The organism is Sediminibacterium soli (assembly GCF_009939225.1).
Classification (GTDB): domain Bacteria; phylum Bacteroidota; class Bacteroidia; order Chitinophagales; family Chitinophagaceae; genus Sediminibacterium; species Sediminibacterium soli.
Map to the genome: position 1 here is coordinate 344669 of NZ_JAACJR010000008.1, position 20336 is coordinate 365004.

Genomic DNA, 20336 nt, shown 5'->3' on the forward strand with positions numbered 1-20336 from the left:
ACAGGGCTGTACAGAAATTCTAATGACAAAAAAAATTGAACAATGGAAACAACAAACTTTTTCAGCAGCGTAGCTGCATTGAATATAACAGGCGACCTGCAGGTAACTATAAGCAAGGGAGCAGAAAGCAACTGGATAGTATCGGTTATGCTCAACAATGAGCAATGCGGTGACGATGCAAGGAAACTGATACCGCCTCTTAATCTTAGAGGAAGTGCCGAAGAACTGGATAACGGTTTCTTTGAACGGATAACTGCACCAATACAGACCGCTTCAGGTTTAATGGTGGACATGGAAGGCTTTATGAAGCAGTTGGAAGAAGTGAAAAAACAATCTGCTATGGAAAAGGAAAAGGCAGACAGGGAGCGAAAGGAAAAAGAAGCCAGAGAGAAGAAATACAAAGAAGCCATGCAGAAAGTAGATGAACTGGAGAAAGAGGGAAAATACAGGGATGCATGGATGAAAGTGCCTGACCCATCAGACTATCCCGAACAGGCAGAAGCCATCCGCAAACGAAAATCATCCTTATCCGCAAAGTTTGCACCTGACCTGTTTGGTAGTAGTACAATACCAGTAGCTGAAGGACAGCCACAAAAGGATGAAGCGAATGCGGAAGAAGAAGGCAACGAAGAAAATGCCGAAACAACCGAAGAAGATTGGGAAGAAGACGAAGAAACAAATCAATAATCTGTAAAACGAAAAGTCATGTTAATAGCAAAACAATTAGACAGGATTTTCCTGCTCAAAGAAAACGGAACGGATATAAGGCTTACAGACCCTGAACCTTCATGGAGCGTGGAAGCGGTGATGAATTTTTATGCCAATACCTATCCCATACTCACCACCGCCAAAATATCCGCACCACGAATTGAAGACGATACCGTACAGTATCGTTTTGAAAGTGTGATGGGAACAAAAGGTTAATCTTAAAATTTAAAGCAATGGAATATGCAGCACAATACTATATCGGGCATCATTCAAATGCCCCAAAAGCAAAGGCAAAGAAAGCTCTACAAACAGTTGGGCGAGTTCACAGCATGGGCACAAAGGACAAAAGACGCACACGAAATAAGCAAGGACAAACGCAGGTCAGTACCGCAACAGATGTTGCCAATGGTTTTTTAAGAACCACTTTCCTGCCTAAACTGGAAGCGATAAAAACGGTACAACCTGCTACCGAAGTGGAGAAAATAGAAGCTGATTTTTATTGCTCCCTGTGTGCAGTTGCCAGGCATTACAGCGGCTTCGAGCCTATGGATACAAGGGCGTTCGGCTATCCCTATAGTATCGCCCTTTCTGTATGGGAAGTGGAGAACCATTTAAAACGGAACATTAGAAACTGGAACAGTTTGCGTTTGGTACAGGATGATAAGGGAAAGACTTTTTTCATAAGCGAGGAACAATATAATACAGGTGCAACCTTGTTTTACATCCCTGTGATACCGTTGTATAAAATGCTTAAAGAGCCGAAGACAAAAAAGGCAGCCCGACTATTATTATCAGTATTCGCTTACCTGTATCATGTAGCTGATATATCTTATTACAGGCAGGGGGATGCGTACATCTATTGGCAATACGAAATGATTGCCGACTGGATAGAGCAGGACGATGAAGCAGAATTGGACAGCCGTAAAGAAGAATTAAAGGTTGCTCAATGGTGCGGTGAAAAGATGGAGCAGAAAATATTCAACCGTAAAAACCTTGATGTGTTTGCAGAACGGATAAAGGCATTCATACCTACAAACGATTTTGAGCAGGAGTGCCTGAATGTAGCGAAGGGAATGTTTACACTTTATACTGATTATCCTGCAACAACGGTTTTCCAAAACGCAAAATATGTACAGGATGATGAAGAACAGGAGGACGAAGTAATTGCAATGAGAAAGTATATCTCCTTTATAGCAGATGCAAAGGGATGGCTTTATGAAACGCTTGCTGAAAGTGTAAACAATGAGTTCAATGAATGTGGTACAACAGAAGAACCTACCGTATTAAAAAAGTTTAACGGTACAGCAATCACCGATTGCAGTCTTGAATTTGAAAACAGGTTATTCCCATTGATAGGCGATTTATGTTACCTGCTGAATAACGATTAAACAATTACCATGAAAGATGTAATGGAAAATATCGGCACACTTTACCATCCAAAAACGGCTTTGGTATTTTATGAAGCGAAAGGAATGGATGCAGAAGTCTATGTAGAATATTTTGATATGGATAAAAATGGCAGCCCCATTAATGCACATCCCCTAACCGTTAAGGAAGCACAGCGTTTATCAAAAGCACTGGACACAACGGGCGAAAGGAGCAAGGCTTTTCTGAAACCTAAAAGCATTATCGCTGCAAATATCCTTTACACAGACCCATCGGAAAACGGTTTTGTGATGTGGTTTACAAAGGCGACCTGTAAAAATCTCTTTTTCGTTGAAGGGTTAGATATTTCAAATGGCAATGCGAGCGTACCCGCATTACTTTGGATAGCCAACAAAGAAAAGCTGCATATCTATGCCCTGAAAAGTGACAGGAAACCGACCGAAACCACACCACTTTATCATGCTCCCTTTTTCAATGTCTATACAGAAGGAAACGTATGTATGGGTAAAGTGGATGTCAATATCAGGAAGTCAGCATCATTAGAGGAATTTACAGCCGCATGGGAAGCCTACTTCTTTAACAGCTATTTCAGCCACCTGATGCAAAACCATAACCCCATACACGGTAACTGTGTGAGCCTATGGAAAAAGCTGCGGAAAACTGGAGAGCCATTCCCAAAAGAGGTATTGAAAAAAACAGACAGGACAATAAAAAATATGCTACGATGAAAACGGATAAAATAAAAGTACACTTTACAGACAACGACCTGATAGCCCCAACCAACCCCATTGAGGTAAACCTGATAGGGGCTGGAGGCACAGGTTCAAAGGTGCTAACCGCATTGGTAGAAATGAATTACAGCCTGAATGAATTAGGACATGCAGGGATAGCGGTGAGGCTTTGGGATGATGATATAGTAACAGATGCCAATTTAGGCAGACAACGGTTTGCTGAATGTGAGGTAGGGTTATATAAATCCGTTGCCCTGATAAACCGTTCCAACAGATGGGCTGGCACGAACTGGAAAGCTGAAACCACAAAGTTTGAACGGGATAGTTTAGACAGGCTGCCCGAACATGCACAGGCAGGTATTTACATCTCCTGCGTTGACAGCGTGAAGGCACGGTTTGAAATAGCTGAAATACTTAAAGGGCTAAACAATAATAGGGCATACCGCAACCAAGCAAAATACTGGATGGACTTCGGCAATAGCCAATCCACAGGGCAGGTGCTGCTATCCACTATCGGTAGTATCAGGCAACCAAAGTCTGAAAAATATCAGGCGGTGGCAAGCCTGCCATTTATTACAGATGAATATGGCGAACTGCTGAAACGGTCTGAAGAAATAGATAATACCCCAAGCTGTTCACTGGCTGAAGCATTGGAAAAGCAAGACCTGTACATTAATTCCTCCCTTGCCCAAATGGGCTGCTCCCTGCTATGGAACCTTTTCCGCCACGGAATGACCGAAAATAAAGGCTTCTTTCACAACCTTGACAACTTCACTACCCAACCGATAAAGGTCGCCTAAAGCTCTCCCAGGCGGCACATCGGCATTCCTTTCCCCGTAGGCGGAACGCCGCTGTGCGGGAAGCGGTACAGCCACTTGTCCGCAACCGGATTTCCAACAATCACATACCTTGCTATCCGCTTGCGGACAACAGACTGTCGCATTAAATGAAGTTATTGATCCAGTATGAATAAACAATTACGAGATTGATGGTTCGTTTGAAGTTAATAATGTATATTGCCAAAACCTGACAAGTCAATTATTGAAAAGTCATGAATTTTAGCGATAAAATCAGAAGTTTAAGAGAAGAAAAGGGATTGCTTCAAAGACATTTAGCGGCGGAGTTGCAAATAGATACTCCCATGTTTAGCAAAATAGAAAGGGGCGAAAGGCGTGCAAAAAGAGGCCAAGTTTTGCAGCTTGCAAAATTATTGGAAGTGAAGGAAGATGAATTGATGCCGCTCTGGTTATCAGATCAAATATTAGATATTATTAAAAATGAACGCTTTGGTTTAGCAAGCCTAAAAATTGCTGAGAAGAAATTAAAGGAAAAATCAATTTAATGGAGTACGAACTGCCGTATGATGCTTTTTTACGGGCGCTAAAACAAAACACAGATACCAGTCATGTTCTGCTATTAGGTGCTGGAGCCTCAATTAGTTCAGGTATACAATCCGCAGCAGACTGTATTTGGGAATGGAAAAAGAACATTTTTCTCTCTCAAAACCCTCATCTTCCAAAAGAATATAACGAGTATAAAAGTGAAACCGTGCAACGAAGCGTCCAAAAGTGGTTGGATATACAGGGGCGCTTCCCTAAGGAAGGGGCTTCCGAAGAATACTCCTTTTATGCACAGGAAGCATATCCAATAGAGGATATAAGACGTAAATACTTTCAGAATATCTGTCTGAACAAGATTCCTCACACAGGCTATATGATCCTGTGTCTCTTAGCAAAGTTCCAGATGGTAAAGTCGGTATTTACTACAAACTTCGATGGGCTCGTAGAAAAAGCAGCGCATTTAACCAATATTACTCCCTTTGCAGTATCCTTAGCGAATCCTCAGGAGATCCATAGGGCTGAAAGTAAGGATCATGTGCTCACAATCGCTTTACATGGTGATTTTAAATATGGACCCTTGAAGAATACCGAGCAAGAATTAGATGCTCAACACCAAATTTTTGCCCATGCTCTTACTGACCATCTTAAAAACAAGCACCTGATTGTCTGTGGCTATAGTGGCAGAGATAAAGCATTGATGTCAGCATTAAGGACTGCTTATGAAGCGCCTGGCTCAGGGATGGTTTTTTGGTGTGGATATGGAACATATATTAATGACGAAGTAAAAAGTCTGATTGACCATGCCAGAATTTACGGTCGTAGTGCATATTATATTGCCACCGAGGGATTTGATACAACCATGTATCATGCAGCTATGACTTGTTTCAGGGGTAATCCTCCTTTCGAAGAAGCTCTGGAAAAAATAATCAGGGATAACCCTGATGAGGCAAGGGTAAATACTCCTTTCAGCATCTCCACAGGTCCACATCATCACTTACTAAAAAGTAATTTATTCCCGATAACTTTCCCAACAGAGTTGTATCAGTTTAAAACAAACCATCCAAATGAACAGGTGCTGTGGGAGTTTATTAAGAATCATGCTACCAATAGCAATATTCTGGCCACGCCCTTAAAAGGTATGGTTTACTGTTTTAGTACTCAAACGACTATTCGACAGATTTTCGGAACTTCCATAATAGGAGATATACAAAGAACGCCTGTGACGTACAAAGAAGTGAGAAACGGTACACAATTCCGGAAACTCTATCTTTCGGCAATTATTCAGTCAATTTGTAGTCGTTATAATCTATCTACAGATGGCAGAAGCATCGTTTATTTTCCGCAAAGCAAAAAACAAAAGTTGCGTGAAAAAATAAACTATGATTTGTACGATGGCTTCGAGTTATCACTTTTTTTTGATGAGAACGCGTTTGGGGGAAAGTCCTTTGCATACCTTAGCGTAAAACCAGCTTTTCACCTGTCCGCTGATATTAAGATCACCAAAGAGGTTAAGTTCTCTTTAGGGAAAGTGTACCATCAAAATTTACTGGGAGCGAAACCAAACGTCGGTTACTATAATCAAATAGAGACTTGGCGGAACACCATTTTTCCCGAAGGCAAGTCTGTAATCCTGGAATTTCCGCATGAACAAGTCTCCGACTTCCGGTTCTCTCTTTCAGCCAATACAATGCACGTTGCTCTCACCAAACAGCACGGTGGTTATTATATTACTTATCCTCCTGACTTTAACAAGCGAGTAATTCTACATCATGGAATCGAATATATTGAGCCTTTGATGCAGTTCATGGACAGGACTACCAATCGTATGGAAACAGACTTTCACCCTATGAGGGGTCTTATTAAACGTGGGCCATATGATTACTTGTTGAATGGGAACCTGTTTAACGCCGAGGTAAATTTAGGAATAGTATGCCCACATGGATTTGAAACTCCATTATTCAACTTTTTAAACCGCCTAAACCGTGTGCAAGCGGCTGGCGGCCACAATCCTGATTATTTAATCGATTACCCAGGCTTTAATGCGGCTTACGGTGTCCCTCTTAACATTGCTGATTCGCAAAGCGATTTATGGAAACACCTTGCAGATCCTACCGGTAATGATGAAATGACAACAGCGAGAGATTTAGCTGACAAGATCAAAAACGCATTAAACCATTTTGATGGCATTAGTAGGCGTCAGGTAGTCGTAATTTTTATCCCGGATAAATATGAACCATACACCCATGTAGAAACTGAGACAGAGGTATTTGATCTTCATGATTACATCAAAGCCTACGCAGCACAAAAGCAACTCGCCACGCAGTTTCTGCGGGAAAGTACTTTTGCCGACACTTTAACTTGTCAAGTTAATTGGTGGTTGTCTTTATCATTTTATGTAAAAAGTCATCGAACTCCTTGGGTATTGCATGGGCTGGATCAGGAAACTGCATTTGTCGGAATTGGGTACAGCGTAAAGAAAAAGGACAGGAACAACCATGTAGCATTAGGCTGCAGTCATATATATAATGCTTATGGGCAAGGCTTAAAATATCGGCTGACAAAAGTTGAAGACTGCCATTTCGATAAAAAAAATAACCCCTTTTTGTCCTATTCAGAGGCGTATAAATTTGGCAATATGATTAGGGAGCTTTTTTTTACAAATTCTGGACAAATACCTAAAAGGGTTGTCGTACACAAGAGAACGCATTTTAAAGAAGACGAGATAAAAGGTATTGTTGAAAGCCTCAGGAAGTCAGGAATAAATCAGATTGACCTCATTGAAATTAGTTTCGAAGATGATGCAAGATTTACACTTCAAAGTATTTTTCAGCAGAAAATGTCTCCGAACTATTTCCCTATCCGTCGTGGCTCATGTTTTGTGCTTGACCGAAGTTCTGCTTTACTTTGGACGCATGGTGTAGCCCCGTCGGTAAAAGATGAAGTCAAAAGAAGTTATTTTCTTGGTGGTAAAAGCATCCCAATTCCACTTAAAGTTATCAAACATTATGGTTCAAGCAACATTGACACCATTGCTAATGAGATTCTCGGCCTTACTAAAGTAAACTGGAACACATTCGATATGTATGCAAAATTGCCCGCCACCCTTCAATCATGCAATGAGATTGCAAGGATAGCTTGGTTACTCGACCGTTTTGAAGGGAAAACCTACGATTATCGTCATTTTATGTAGCGTAGGTAAAATTCCTATACTATTGGTTCTTAGTCAGTAAAGTTCGCTAAGTAGCCTTAAATCACTTAAAAAATGGTTCGAGTTTTGTACCACAGGGTTCACTTCTTGCATCAAATACCGTTGAAAATCAACGGTATTTTTATTTCTTGTCTATTTTTGTCTATCTGTAGAAGAAAAGAGGATCAATCTCAAAACTTGGGGGATATATTCAGGCATAGAGTTTAGCTATTCGATAAAGGAAAAAAAGTTTGTCTTTTACGCCTCTAAATTGGGCTCTAAAAGCTTTGATTTTTGCATTGAAAGATTCAGCTGCTGCATTGGTGGTTCTGTTGTTAAAGAAGTTAAGGATATCGATGTAATGTAATTGGATCGATCTTTAGCCAATTACAAAATTGGCAAACTCACTTTGTTGTAGAGTTGCCAAACTTCCTTGGGAAGTAGGATAATGTGATCATAAAATATTGCTGGAGAACATTAGTCGTACCATTCGTTATCTTGTTGGCATTTCCTTCACTGATTACTCCATGGTGCCCCCGTTCTGCAAATCCATAATATCCCGTTCAAAATATCTCTGTCATCTACTCGCGGACGGCCTGCTATCTTTTTATCAGGAACGTTTTTCTCGATCAATACACTGATCATGTCCCACTGCTCATTGGTAATGTCCATAATTGTCGTTTCCTAAAAAACGACAAAAACAATCACCTTATTACAAAAATTTACTTTTGAGATACGCTCTAAAATAAAATCTGCCCGGTTTTGATAGATCAAACCTTCGGCAAACGAAAACTGAAGACGCTTCCTTCACCGGGCATACTGTCCACCCAGGCCGATCCCCCCATTGCTTCAATAAATTCCTTACAAATGGCCAATCCGATACCTGAGCCCTTGATATCCTGCCGGCCAGGCACCTGGAAATACCGCTCGAATACCCGGATAAGGTATTCAGCGGGTATGCCAGGACCACGATCCATTACGGAAAATACCAACCCGCTTTCTGTATCCTCAACAGTAAGACTTACTACGCCTTGGGTGACTGAAAATTTGATGGCGTTGGTGAAAAAATTATTTAATACCCACCCGATCTTATCAGCATCGCCATTGATCGGAGCAAGCCCGGCTGGTACGTTTTGTACAATACTGATCTGTTTTTCTCTCGCAGCACCTGCCACTGCCGCAATTGAACCGGCAATTACCTGGTAAGGATCGATGCGGCTGATGGTAAGCTGTATCCTCCCGGCTTCCACCTGCGACATATTCAACAATTCACTCAATATCCGCAACATTCGTTGGTTGTCGTTTTTCAACTGATCCACCAATTGCTTTTGTTCATCGGAGAGGTTGCCAACACGACTATCTTCCAGCAATTTCAAACTGAAATCTGAAGATGCCAGCGGCGTTTTAAGCTCATGCGATACGGTGGCAATAAAATTCGTCTTGGCTACATCCATCTCCTTAAAGGAAGTGATGTTCTTGAGTACGATCACTTTGCTTGTCGATCCACCTTGCTCCACATCCACCTGTTCCTTTATATAGAAATTCTCCCTGCCATCCACCACTATTTTAAATGGCGCTGTGCTGTCGTTTTCTACCAGGAAACGGAACAGGTCGTTCTGCCCGCGCAATATGTCAGTTTTTTTTCCGACGGCTTCCTCAGCAGACATACCCAGCAATTGCAGGGCCTGCTGGTTGGCGAACAAGAGTTTGTTGTCCTTATCGATGCCGATGCTTGCGTCTTTCATACTGTTGATCACCGCTTCAGCCCTGGCTTTTTCGAAGATCAGTCTGTTCAGGTTGCTGTTCTCAAATCCTTCCAGTCTTTCACTCATGATATTAAAGGCCGCCGCCAACTGCCCGAATTCATCCTGACGCTCCAGGTGTATCCTATAGCGATAGTTCTTGACTGAAATTTCCTTGATGGCATCCATCAGTTTGCGGATAGGGGTCACTACCACAAACGGAAAATTGAAGGCAAAGGTCAGGCCGATCAAAAGCGATATCGAGGTTACCAGTATGATAAACGTATAGGCTGTTTGCGCAGCCTGTTGTGCCTCCTTGTTTTTTCGTTCAATGGCACGCATGTTCAGCGAAAGTATCCGGCCAAGCCTTTCCCTGATGATCTGCCGTTCTGTTGTATCGGAAGGATTCTTTTGAAGACTATTATAAGCATTCCGCAAGTCGCGCGTAGTCTGGAATTCGCCGGGCTCCGTAACGTTTCGCTCCTGTTTTTTCAGGCTGCTGTCGAAACGGGCCAGCGCAATGGCCGGAAAAGCGGAACTGCTGTTCAGCTGCTCCTGCATATCATGGGCATACTGCAACGACTCATAATTAGCCACCAGTATATTTTTAGCGGCTTTTGCGAGCGTTAACTGGTAATAGATCCCCACCCCACTGGATACCACCAGCAGCAGGAGCAGGAACAGGGTCCCAAACCGTATCTTATATTTAACACTAAGCGCCACTATGATAAAATAACGATATCTACTTCGTTCTTCGACAGATTTTTCAGTAACTGGTTAAAAACACCGGTTTTACGTATCACCTGGAAAAGATTGAAATGCGGCTTGCCCGTGCAGACAGTTGTGATCTTCTTTTCGAATACCACATCCATGATGATCCTGGCCACATTATTTCCCTTTATCTGCAATACTTCTGCCCCCTGTTCGGTGGCGTTTTTGAAATTGTTGATCAGGTATCTCTGTGCAGCCAGCGGGATACGACTGGGTGATTCTTTCGGTGTCTGGACATACAATACATACCAATGGCTGTTATAATAGGATGCCAGCCTGGCTGTTTTCCTGATCACTTTCTGCGCCGTTTCATGATTGGACGAGATACAGGCCAAAAAACGCTCGTGCCTGTATGCTGTTTTTTTTGTGGTCAGTTCATAGTCCACTTTCCGCTCCACCTGCCCGGCCACTTCCTTCAGCGCCAGTTCACGCAGCTGCAGTATTTTTTCCGGCTGAAAGAAGTTTGAAAGCGCCTGCTGCACTTTTTGCTGATCGTATATCTTTCCTTCCTTTAACCTGGTGATCAGTTCATCAGCAGTAAGATCAATATTCACCACCTCATCAGCTGTCTGCAATATCTTATCGGGAACACGCTCATGAACAGTTACCCCAGTGATCTGTTTCACTTCATCATTGATACTTTCAATGTGCTGGATATTGACAGCACTGATCACATCTATACCGGCTTCCAGTATGTCCAGTACATCCTGCCAGCGTTTTTCATTCTTACTGCCTGGAATATTGGTATGCGCCAGTTCATCAACGATCACAACATCGGGATGCAACAGCAAGACTGCCTGGAGATCGAACTCCTCCAGGCGCTTCCCTTTGTAAAACACCTCGCGCCGCGGCACAAGGGGCAGGTCCTGCAGAAGGTCCTGTGTTTCCTTTCGGTCATGTGTTTCTATGTAACCAACTTTCAGGTTAACACCCGCTGCGGTCAGCCGGTGCGCCTCCTGCAGCATGCGATAGCTTTTACCCACACCGGCGCTCATACCGATATAGATCTTCAGTTTCCCCTTGGTTCGCAGGGAAAGCTTTTCAAGCCATTTATTTGCCGCATCGTTCGACATATCAAAAGCTGATTGCTAAAGCTGTTGAAATAAAACCATTCCCATTCACAGGCTGTTTCCCATCCTTCATGAAGATCATATCCTTACTGTTCAATGATCTCGCTTCCAAACGCCAAAGCGCATGGCCGCCGATGGCCACATCAAAGGCAGCCGACCATCCCCAGGTCTGAAAACCATTTGGCGTGCCCGTTGCAATGATCACACCGTTTTTATCGCTGTAGTATTCACCACGAACAGCGAATACTGTTGTTTGCGAGATATTATATTTCAGTATCAGAACCGTACCATACCATCTGTTCATTTTATTGCTTCCCCTGGCCTGCCGTTCCATTCCGATATCAAAGCCGGCAGTGGCTGCAAGTCTTTGGGTCAACTGGATTATTCCATAAAAATTATGGAAATAGCGCATCTGCCTGACACTATCAGGCTTGTCGTTTCCGATAAAGCTGCTGCTGTTCAAAGTCAGTTTATTGTTTGGCTTAAATGTTGCCTGTGTGCCAAATGCAGGCGTGGTATTCCCATCTATGCGTGTGATCCGCTGCCATCCATTTAATACAAGCGCCGAGAGGTACCATTTGCTGTTGCGACTGGTATAGGACAATTTAGCACCCGATTCATAGTAAGGCGAGTTATCTGCCAGCATACTCCTGGAAAGTGTCCAGCAATCTTTACCTACAGCACTTTCAAAGCCTATATGGGAAGCAAAAACACCGGCATCCAGCCAGAGATCGCTGCTGCGCGACAGCTTAACACCCGCGTTGGCTTCGTATAGATTTTTAAACACACCAGGCTCCGCTGCGAGATTGGCATTCATATAGGTTCCTGTTGCGATTGCAACATTGGCACGCACCATCGCAGCCGCATAAGCCACTTTAACGAAAGCCAGGTTAACAGTCAGTTCTCCAGACCTGTTATGACTATACATAAAAGCCGGCAGTATATGTTTGACGGGATTGTTGAAGTCCTTCAAATAATAGGCTTCAACATAACCGCTGACAGTTACGGGATGGGAAACCGAGTCCTGCGCTTTTGCCTGAAAACAGAGTGGCAGAAATGATAAACACAATAATTTTCTCATCTTTTGATTCATTTCAATTGATCGAGTGCAATATTGATACTTAAGACATTGATCCGTTCTATACCGTTGATCGATTTTTCAATATGGTGCCGGATAAGGGCATCGATCTTGTCTTTTGCAATATTTCTGAATTTGGCTATTCTTTCGGCCTGTATCCCTGCTGCCTGCAACGATATATCGGGATCCAGACCTGAGCCGCTGGCAGTGACCATATCTGATGGCAGCTGGGCTTTACTGACTCCAGGATGATGGGCCAAAAAAGTATCGATCCTTGCCTGGACCTCTTTGAGATAATCGGGATTGGACGGGCCTTTGTTGCTGCCCGCACTACCTGCGGCATTGTACCCCACGGCCGAAGGCCTGCTCCAGAAGTACCTCCCGTTGTTGAACATCTGCCCTTCAAGTCTATAACCAACTGTTTTGCCGTTCACCGTAACAGTTTCGCCTTCTCCTTTTGCAGGGGCTGCCTGGGCAACAGCCCAGATCAGTGCAGGGTAGGTTATCATGAATAACAGCACGCAAACGAGCGTGAGTTTAATGGCCGGTAAAATATGTTGCTTCATAAAGATCGTTTTAGAACCAGGTGCTGATTACCAGGTCGATTAATTTGATTCCGATAAAAGGGACCAGTATGCCACCCAGTCCATAGATAAGCAGGTTAAGTCGCAGCAAGGCACTGGCCCCGATGGGTTTGTAAGCCACCCCTTTCAGCGCAAGCGGTATGAGTAACGGAATGATGATGGCGTTAAAAATTACCGCAGACAGTATCGCACTCTCAGGACTGTGCAGCCGCATGATATTCATTCCCCGCAAAGATGGAAGCGATGCAATGAATAAGGCAGGCACGATGGCAAAATATTTGGCGACATCATTGGCAATAGAAAATGTCGTGAGCGTACCGCGTGTCATCAGCAATTGTTTGCCGATCTCAACGATCTCGATCAGTTTGGTAGGATCGTTGTCCAGGTCAACCATATTACCCGCCTCCTTTGCCGCCTGTGTTCCGCTGTTCATAGCCACACCTACATCCGCCTGCGCGAGTGCAGGCGCATCATTGGTTCCGTCGCCCATCATGGCCACCAGTTTGCCCGACTGCTGTTCCGTTCGGATATAGTTCATCTTATCCTCAGGCTTTGCCTCAGCAATGAAATCGTCCACTCCGGCTTTCTGTGCGATGTATTTTGCGGTCAGTGGATTGTCACCTGTTACCATCACCGTTTTCACCCCCATCCTGCGCAGACGGTCGAAACGTTCCTGGATGCCAGGTTTGATGATATCCTGCAATTCGATCACCCCTGACACCTTTCCATTCTCACTTACCACCAGCGGTGTACCTCCATTTTCCGCAATCTGCTTAACGTAGGCATCTGCTTCAGCGGGAAAACGGTGACCACTCTTCTCAACAATGTTCCTTATGGCATCAGCAGCGCCTTTACGAATTCGTGTACTTTCGAAGTCGATGCCGGAACACCTGGTTTCGGCATTGAACTGGATAAAATGCGGGTTAACCGCCTGGTAACTCAGGGGGTTGATGCCGCCCAATTCAATAATGGATTTGCCTTCAGGTGTCTCATCACCAAAAGAAGACAGCACCGCTGCCTTGATGAAGGCCTCTTTACTCACCCCCTGAACCAAATGAAAATGTGTTGCCTTCCTGTTGCCAATGGTGATGGTACCTGTTTTATCCAGCAGCAACGTATCGAGATCACCGGCTGTTTCAACCGCCTTTCCGCTTTTGGTGATAACATTGGCTCTTAATGCGCGATCCATACCCGCAATACCGATAGCGGAAAGCAAACCGCCGATGGTGGTCGGTATCAGGCAAACAAAGAGGGAGATAAAAGCAGCGACGGTGATCGGCGTATTGGCATAATCAGCAAACGGTTTCAGCGTTACGCACACGATGATGAATACAAGGGTAAAACTTGCCAGCAGAATAGTCAACGCTATTTCATTAGGTGTTTTTTGACGGCTCGCACCTTCCACCAACGCGATCATTTTATCGAGGAAAGACTCGCCAGGTTTCGTGGTCACCCGTACTTTGATACGACCTGATAATACCTTTGTGCCACCTGTTACCGAAGATTTATCGCCCCCGGCCTCCCTGATCACGGGAGCTGATTCACCCGTTATGGCGGATTCATCTATCGTCGCAAGCCCCTGTATGATCTCCCCGTCCATGGGGATCACATCTGCCGGTTCACAAAGGAACACATCGCCTTTTTTTAGCTGCGAAGACGGAACTGTTTTGATCTCATCAACAAACACTTCCCCTACGGCCTGTATCCATTTGGCAGGCGTTTCTTCGCGTGTTTTCCGAAGGGAATCCGCCTGGGCCTTCCCTCTTGCCTCTGCCACTGCTTCAGCAAAATTGGCAAAAAGTAATGTGAGGAAAAGAACAACAGTGACTATAATGTTATAAGCCAGGCTGCCCTGCGCGGCCTCCCCTGCCGCGATCCAAACACATACAGCCATCATGATCAATGTTCCGATCCAAACGGTGAACATGACCGGATTGCGGAACGTGGTTCTGGGGCTGAGCTTTATAAACGATTGCTTGATCGCCGTTCTGAAAATACTGCTGTCGAACACCTTATTCTGTTTATGATTACTCATACATTGTTTTTATTTCATTCCAAAATATTCAGCGATCGGCCCCAGCGATAAGGCGGGGAAGAAGCTGAGTGCCGCCACAATAAAAATGACGGCAAATACCATGATGCCAAAAGTGCCCGTGTCTGTTTTCAGTGTGCCGGCGGTTTCTGGGGTATACTTTTTGTTGGCCAGCAGGCCCGCTATGGCAACCGGCCCGAGGATGGGAAGAAAACGTGACAACAGCATAACAATGCCGCAGCTGATATTCCAGAAAGGGGTATTATCACCCAGACCTTCAAAACCGCTCCCGTTATTTGCAGATGAGGAGGTATACTCATACAGCATTTCGCTGAAACCATGATTGCCGGGATTGTTGAGCCATCCGGCCGAAAAGGCCGGGTTATGTGCGTAGAGGTACGATGATAAAGCAGTGCCGGCCAGTATAAGCAACGGATGCAGCAACGCAATGACAGCCGCTATCTTCATTTCTTTGGCTTCTATTTTTCTTCCCAGGAATTCTGGTGTCCTTCCTACCATCAATCCGCTGATAAATACGGCAATGATGATAAAAATGTAAAAGTTGAGAAACCCAACACCCACTCCTCCATAGAACGAGTTGATCATCATACCCAGCATCGCAAACATACCCGAGAGCGGCGTGAGACTGTCGTGCATCGCATTCACAGAGCCATTCGACGTACAGGTTGTTGTTATTGCCCAAAAAGAGGAGGCCGCTGATCCAAACCGCAGTTCCTTACCCTCCATGCTGCCCAGTGGCTGTGCAATGCCCATGGTTGCGATGGCCTTATTACCGGCCAGTTCCTGGTATATGGTTGGTACCAGCAACCATACAAAACCAAGCGTCATTACACCAAATACCATCCATGCAAAACGACTGCGTTTCAATATGAACCCCAGTGCAAATACCATGGCTATCGGGATAAGGATGATACTCATATTCTCCACCATATTGGTAAAGTAGCTGGGATTTTCCAGCGGATGTGCGGAGTTTGCGCCAAAGAAACCGCCGCCATTGGTTCCAAGTTGTTTGATCGCCACCATGGCCGCGGCGGGGCCGCGTGAAACATTAACCGTATCTCCCTGGAGGGAAATGAATTGGGCTTTACCCTTAAAACTCATCGGGGTACCGTTGAACAAAAGGATCAGCGCCACCATGATTGATAATGGCAGCAATACACGGGTGCAGCTTTTCACAAAAAAATTGTAGAAGTTACCCAGTTGATGAGTTGCCTTCTCCCGCATGGCCATGAAGACAACTGCACAGGCAGCCATACCCGCACCGGCACTGATGAACTGGAATAACATCAATACCATCTGTCCCAGGTATGAAACACCGGATTCTCCGCTGTAATGCTGCAGATTGGTATTGCTGACAAAACTGACCGTGGTATTAAATGCAAGATCGGCCGATATAGAGGGGTTCCTATCCGGATTAAGCGGCAGCCAACCCATGTTCATCAGCACGAACATGGAAAAAAGAAACCAAACAAAATTGACGGTAAGCAGTGCCGCCAGGTGCTGCTTCCAGTTCATTTCAGCCGTAGGTTTTATGCCTGCTATTTTGAAGATCACCCGCTCTATAGGGTTAAAAATGGCATCGGCCCAGGTTCGGTTGCCAAGGTATACTTTTCCGATGTACCTGCCCAGGGGCAGGGCCAGCAGCACAGTGGCGGCAAACATGATAACCACGCCTGGTATCTCTGTGTTCATAATTAGAATTTTTCAGGTTTTACTAGTACGTAGCCCAGGTATACAAAGACCAGTATCGCTACAATGAACAGATAGATCATGTGTCAGATTTTTTCGAACCAGTGAATGAATTTGAAGAACAGGGCAAATCCAAGTATGCCCGCGAACAGTAAAATGATGGTAAGCATGTTGAACGGTTTGGCTTTAGATCGCCAAACCAGGTGCCTAAAATCGATGAAAGTCAGCGCAAAGCCCCGAAATCCACGCCAGGCAATGGTTTCGCTGATTAATCATTGTTTTACAGACCGGCACTTACAACAAAAAACCCTTCCAAAATGGAAGGGTCGTATATCAAAATGAAAGGATCAGCGGATATCGTATTCTTCGATCTTCCTGTATAAAGTGGTCAGCCCGATACCCAGGAGTTCTGCTGTCTTGGTCTTATTTCCGTTCGTTATCTGTAAAACCCTTCTGATATGCATCTTCTCCACGGCCGCCAATGAAAGATGATGCTGTCCTGCGTTTCCCTGCCTTTGAATATCGTAGGGCAACTGGGCTGGTGTTATCTCTTCACCCTCTGTAAGTATGACTGCGCGCTCCAATACATTCTTTAATTCGCGGATATTACCTTTCCACTGGTGCTGCTTCAATAGTTGCAGAGCCCCCGCGTTTAATTTTAGTATCGGCTGGTTTTCTTTCAGTGCATACTTTTTCAGGAAATGATCCGATAAAGCCACAATATCATCGGGTCTGGCCCTTAATGGCGGCAGCGTAAGACTAAACACGTTTAACCTGTAAAAAAGATCCTCCCTGAAATGTCCGTTGCGTATATCCGCTTCAAGATCGCGATTGGTAGCGGCAACGATACGGATGTCTACCAGCGTGGTCTTTTCGTCGCCCAGCCGTATGAACTCGCCATTTTCGAGTACCCGCAACAACTTGGCCTGGAGTTCCAATGGCAGCTCGCCTATTTCATCCAGGAACAGGGTACCTTTATCTGCCAGTTGTATGAGTCCTTTTTTGTCTTTGGATGCTCCCGTATAAGCTCCGGCTTTGTGTCCGAACAATTCCCCTTCCAGGAGGTCTTTGGTAAATGCGCTGCAGTTGATCGCGATAAACGAATGACCGGCCCTTTTTGATCCTGAATGGATGGCGCCGGCAAATACCTCTTTGCCGGTTCCTGTTTCGCCCAACAACAATACGGCGGCATCAGACAAGGCAATTTTCTTGGCTAGTTGCATCGCCTCATGGATGACAGGGCTGTTGCCGATGATATTGTCGAAATCGTACCCGCTTTTTTCGCGGATGCTGACGGCCTTTATGCGATTACCCGAAACCCGTGTTACCGCCTGGTGCAGTAAAGGAATGATCCTGTCGTTATCATTGCCTTTGGTAATATAATCGAATGCGCCATTCTTGATGGCCTGTACCCCATCACCGATATTACCGTAGGCGGTAAGCAGGATGCACTCTATAACAGGATAAGCTGCCTTCAGTTGTTTCACAAAGTCAACACCGTTCCCATCGGGCAACTTTACATCGCAGAGTACTACATCCACCTGTCTTCGTCCGAGTACCGAAAGACCTGCTTTAATGCTGGCTGCCTCTTCCACTGTAAAGCCTTCCAGACCGATAATCCGGGAAAGCAGTTTCCGAAGAGCATCTTCGTCGTCGATTATCAGTACTGATGCAGACATAGAACAAAAGTAATTGTAACGCATATTATCTGGAAATACAAAAAATAAATCATTGGGAAAGGTTTGAAGGCTGAACAAAGACTTTGGGTACATTTTTCAAATGGAACCTGGGGCAAGAGCCTTTACCGATAGACCGCTGTATGCCGGAACGGGCTTTTAGGATAATTGATCGTACCTTGGTGCAGATTTTGCAGTCACTGATAAACCCGACCGGGCCGTTAAACATCCGCCACTGAAAAATACAAACCCATCCAACGACTCCCCTGCCGCCGGCAGTTCAGCCAGGCAGGATTTCCTGCTCAGGTTAAGCGATGCCCTGCGTAACCTGTCGGATGCCGCCGAAATACAACGCACCGCCTCCTGTATGCTGGGCGAACACCTGCAGGTAGGACGCGCACTGTATGTGGAAGTGGAAGGCGAGGGGCCCGATACCGTTGCGGCCATCGTTCGGCAATATGTACGCGATCTTCCCCCTGTTCCGGATAAAGTTCCCTATGTGGCTTTTTGCGACGGATTTATCGGCGAGCTGTACCGCACCGACCAGACCGTGGTGGTAACCGATTCGGAAACAGACCCGCGTTTCGACGAAGCGGTGCGTGCCTCCTGGCGTACCATTCGGGTGCGTGCCTCCGTATCGCTTGCGCTCAATAAACAGGGACGCGAGCAGGTGATCTTCGGTCTTCACAACGAAGGACCGAGACAATGGACCGAGGACGAAATACGCCTGGTACGGGAGGTGGCGGAACGAACCTGGGCCGATGCGGAACGCGCACGTGCAGAAAATGCACTGCGCCAGCGTGAGATCAAATACCGCACCCTTTTTGAAACCATGGGCCAGAGTTATTCGATGGTCAAAATGATCCGCGATGAATCGGGCAAAGCCGTGGATGCACGCATGCTGGAACTGAACCCGGCCTTTGAACGCCTGATGGGCATACCGGTGTCGGAAGCAATCAACCGCACACTGCTGGAAGTGTTTCCCCAGATCGAAGATTCCTGGATACAGGTCTATGAACAGGTGATCACGCAAAACACCCCGCAGCGCATCGAACACCGGTTTGCTGCCATGGACAAATGGTTTCAGGTATATGCCTACCCCGTGGCGGATGACCAGCTGCTATTGCTGTCGGAAAACATCACCGAACGCAAAAAAGCCGACGAAGCGTTGCAGGCCAGTGAAATCGAATTGAAACGATTGCTGAAACTGCGGGATGATTTTATCGGCGTGGCAAGCCATGAACTCAAAACGCCTGTTACGAGCATGAAGGTCTACGGCGAGATCGTAAAGGAAAAAATGGAACTGATCGGTACCCCGCAGGATGCCGATATGGTGTCAAAACTCAATGGCCAGATCGACCGGCTGATCCATCTGATCAACACATTGCTCGATACCACCCGTATTGCAGAGGGACAATTGCGGCTGGCGCTTGAATCGCTGGATCTCTGCGAACTGGTGGAAGACCGCGTAAACGAGTTAAGACCCACCACCGGTCACCGGTTTACTATACAGGCCGAGCAACCGTTGCCCCGCCTGCCGGCCGACCGCGAACGCATTGGCCAGGTACTGACCAACCTGCTGTCCAACGCAATCAAATATTCTCCCAAAACAAGCGAGATCGTGGTTACCTGCACCCGGCGGGAACATACCGCCGAGATCAGCGTGAGCGACCAGGGTTTGGGCATACCCGAATCGGATCAGTCAAAAATCTTTGACCGCTTTTACCGGGTGATTTCGGAGAACAGGAGCACCTACCCGGGTATGGGGCTGGGTCTGTATATCGCATCACAGATCATAACCCGCCATCATGGAAAACTCTGGCTCCGCAGCGCGCCCGGCAAAGGATCCACTTTCATTTTTTCACTCCCCTATTCAACCCCGCGGCCATGATGAAAATGATCCTCGTGGAAGACGACTATGCAATCCGCGATGCATTCTCCGCCATCTTTACCCCGCCCGGCTACGAACTTACCGCACTCGATACCGGGGAGCCCATATGGAATACCGGCATTGCATCCCCCGATATCTTTGTCCTCGATAAAAACATTGCCGGAACAGATGGCGGCGAGCTATGCCGCTTTATCAAACAGGCACCAAAATACCGGAACATTCCGGTACTGCTGCTGTCTGCCAGTCCCGACCTGGCTGAAACGGAGGCGGGCAGCTGCGCGGACGGTTACCTGGAAAAACCGTTTACCATCAGCGCCATCAAAGCGATCGTGGACCGGCATGCCGTTTCCTTTCCCCGCTGATCGCGGGACGCCGCCATTACCGCAGCGAACAGATGCGATAGCGGCCTGGTTTACCGGGCTTTGTTTTG

At 45.8% G+C, this 20336-nt stretch carries 19 protein-coding genes; 9 read left to right on the forward strand and 10 right to left on the reverse strand.

Annotated elements, in window-relative coordinates; all coding sequences use genetic code 11:
• The first annotated feature begins 42 nt into the window (after nt 1-42).
• The 7 genes from GWC94_RS08725 to GWC94_RS08755 all read left to right on the forward strand — a co-directional run bounded on the left by GWC94_RS08725 (nt 43) and on the right by GWC94_RS08755 (nt 7355).
• Nucleotides 43-687 (forward strand): prtrc system protein e, encoded by a 645-nt coding sequence (locus GWC94_RS08725; RefSeq protein WP_161834656.1) that lies wholly within the window; start codon nt 43-45, stop codon nt 685-687.
• Between the two features lie 18 nt (nt 688-705).
• On the forward strand, nt 706-924 hold the full coding sequence (locus GWC94_RS08730) for a PRTRC system protein C (protein ID WP_161834657.1): 219 nt from the start codon (nt 706-708) through the stop codon (nt 922-924).
• Between the two features lie 17 nt (nt 925-941).
• Nucleotides 942-2096, forward strand: a complete 1155-nt coding sequence (locus tag GWC94_RS08735; protein WP_161834658.1) for a hypothetical protein — start codon at nt 942-944, stop codon at nt 2094-2096.
• A 9-nt stretch (nt 2097-2105) separates the two neighbouring features.
• Entirely contained in the window at nt 2106-2822 is a 717-nt protein-coding gene (locus tag GWC94_RS08740) for a PRTRC system protein B (RefSeq protein WP_161834659.1), read from the forward strand.
• Nucleotides 2735-3625, forward strand: a complete 891-nt coding sequence (locus GWC94_RS08745; protein ID WP_235918494.1) for a PRTRC system ThiF family protein — start codon at nt 2735-2737, stop codon at nt 3623-3625. Before GWC94_RS08740 ends, GWC94_RS08745 begins: the two co-directional genes overlap by 88 nt.
• 251 nt (nt 3626-3876) lie before the next feature.
• Nucleotides 3877-4167 carry a helix-turn-helix domain-containing protein gene (locus GWC94_RS08750; protein WP_161834660.1) on the forward strand — a complete coding sequence of 97 codons (291 nt, stop codon included), beginning with the start codon at nt 3877-3879 and terminating at the stop codon, nt 4165-4167.
• Nucleotides 4167-7355 carry an SIR2 family protein gene (locus GWC94_RS08755; RefSeq protein WP_161834661.1) on the forward strand — a complete coding sequence of 1063 codons (3189 nt, stop codon included), beginning with the start codon at nt 4167-4169 and terminating at the stop codon, nt 7353-7355. The genes GWC94_RS08750 and GWC94_RS08755 overlap by 1 nt, the downstream gene beginning before the upstream one ends.
• Before the next feature lie 208 nt (nt 7356-7563).
• Here the strand turns inward: GWC94_RS08755 and GWC94_RS16935 are convergent, their stop codons facing one another.
• The 10 genes from GWC94_RS16935 to GWC94_RS08805 all read right to left on the reverse strand — a co-directional run bounded on the left by GWC94_RS16935 (nt 7564) and on the right by GWC94_RS08805 (nt 18018).
• Nucleotides 7564-7725 (reverse strand): transposase, encoded by a 162-nt coding sequence (locus GWC94_RS16935; protein ID WP_449619050.1) that lies wholly within the window; start codon nt 7723-7725, stop codon nt 7564-7566.
• A 140-nt stretch (nt 7726-7865) separates the two neighbouring features.
• Nucleotides 7866-8024, reverse strand: coding sequence for a transposase (locus GWC94_RS17110; protein ID WP_161834662.1), 159 nt, complete (start codon nt 8022-8024; stop codon nt 7866-7868).
• 98 nt (nt 8025-8122) lie between these two features.
• Nucleotides 8123-9817: a sensor histidine kinase gene (locus tag GWC94_RS08770; RefSeq protein WP_161834663.1), complete on the reverse strand. Its 1695-nt coding sequence runs from the start codon at nt 9815-9817 to the stop codon at nt 8123-8125.
• The gene (locus tag GWC94_RS08775; protein WP_161834664.1) at nt 9817-10938 is read right to left on the reverse strand and encodes a sensor protein KdpD; all 1122 of its coding nucleotides are present in this window, start codon (nt 10936-10938) and stop codon (nt 9817-9819) included. The genes GWC94_RS08770 and GWC94_RS08775 overlap by 1 nt, the downstream gene beginning before the upstream one ends.
• Before the next feature lies 1 nt (nt 10939).
• On the reverse strand, nt 10940-12016 hold the full coding sequence (locus GWC94_RS08780) for a porin (protein WP_161834665.1): 1077 nt from the start codon (nt 12014-12016) through the stop codon (nt 10940-10942).
• An 8-nt stretch (nt 12017-12024) separates the two neighbouring features.
• Nucleotides 12025-12579 (reverse strand): potassium-transporting ATPase subunit C, encoded by a 555-nt coding sequence (locus GWC94_RS08785; protein ID WP_161834666.1) that lies wholly within the window; start codon nt 12577-12579, stop codon nt 12025-12027.
• A 10-nt stretch (nt 12580-12589) separates the two neighbouring features.
• Nucleotides 12590-14632 carry a potassium-transporting ATPase subunit KdpB gene (gene kdpB, locus GWC94_RS08790; protein ID WP_161834667.1) on the reverse strand — a complete coding sequence of 681 codons (2043 nt, stop codon included), beginning with the start codon at nt 14630-14632 and terminating at the stop codon, nt 12590-12592.
• Nucleotides 14633-14641: 9 nt separating this feature from the next.
• On the reverse strand, nt 14642-16342 hold the full coding sequence (kdpA, locus tag GWC94_RS08795; RefSeq protein ID WP_161834668.1) for a potassium-transporting ATPase subunit KdpA: 1701 nt from the start codon (nt 16340-16342) through the stop codon (nt 14642-14644).
• A 2-nt stretch (nt 16343-16344) separates the two neighbouring features.
• Nucleotides 16345-16422 (reverse strand): potassium-transporting ATPase subunit F, encoded by a 78-nt coding sequence (locus GWC94_RS17115; RefSeq protein WP_161835783.1) that lies wholly within the window; start codon nt 16420-16422, stop codon nt 16345-16347.
• 264 nt (nt 16423-16686) lie between these two features.
• Nucleotides 16687-18018 (reverse strand): sigma-54-dependent transcriptional regulator, encoded by a 1332-nt coding sequence (locus tag GWC94_RS08805; protein ID WP_161834669.1) that lies wholly within the window; start codon nt 18016-18018, stop codon nt 16687-16689.
• A 343-nt stretch (nt 18019-18361) separates the two neighbouring features.
• On the opposite strand from GWC94_RS08805, the gene GWC94_RS08810 reads away from it, so the two are divergent.
• Together GWC94_RS08810 and GWC94_RS08815 are read left to right on the forward strand one after the other, a co-directional pair.
• Nucleotides 18362-19906: an ATP-binding protein gene (locus GWC94_RS08810; RefSeq protein WP_317163482.1), complete on the forward strand. Its 1545-nt coding sequence runs from the start codon at nt 18362-18364 to the stop codon at nt 19904-19906.
• Nucleotides 19903-20268, forward strand: a complete 366-nt coding sequence (locus tag GWC94_RS08815; protein ID WP_161834671.1) for a response regulator — start codon at nt 19903-19905, stop codon at nt 20266-20268. Before GWC94_RS08810 ends, GWC94_RS08815 begins: the two co-directional genes overlap by 4 nt.
• Nucleotides 20269-20336 lie beyond the last annotated feature (68 nt).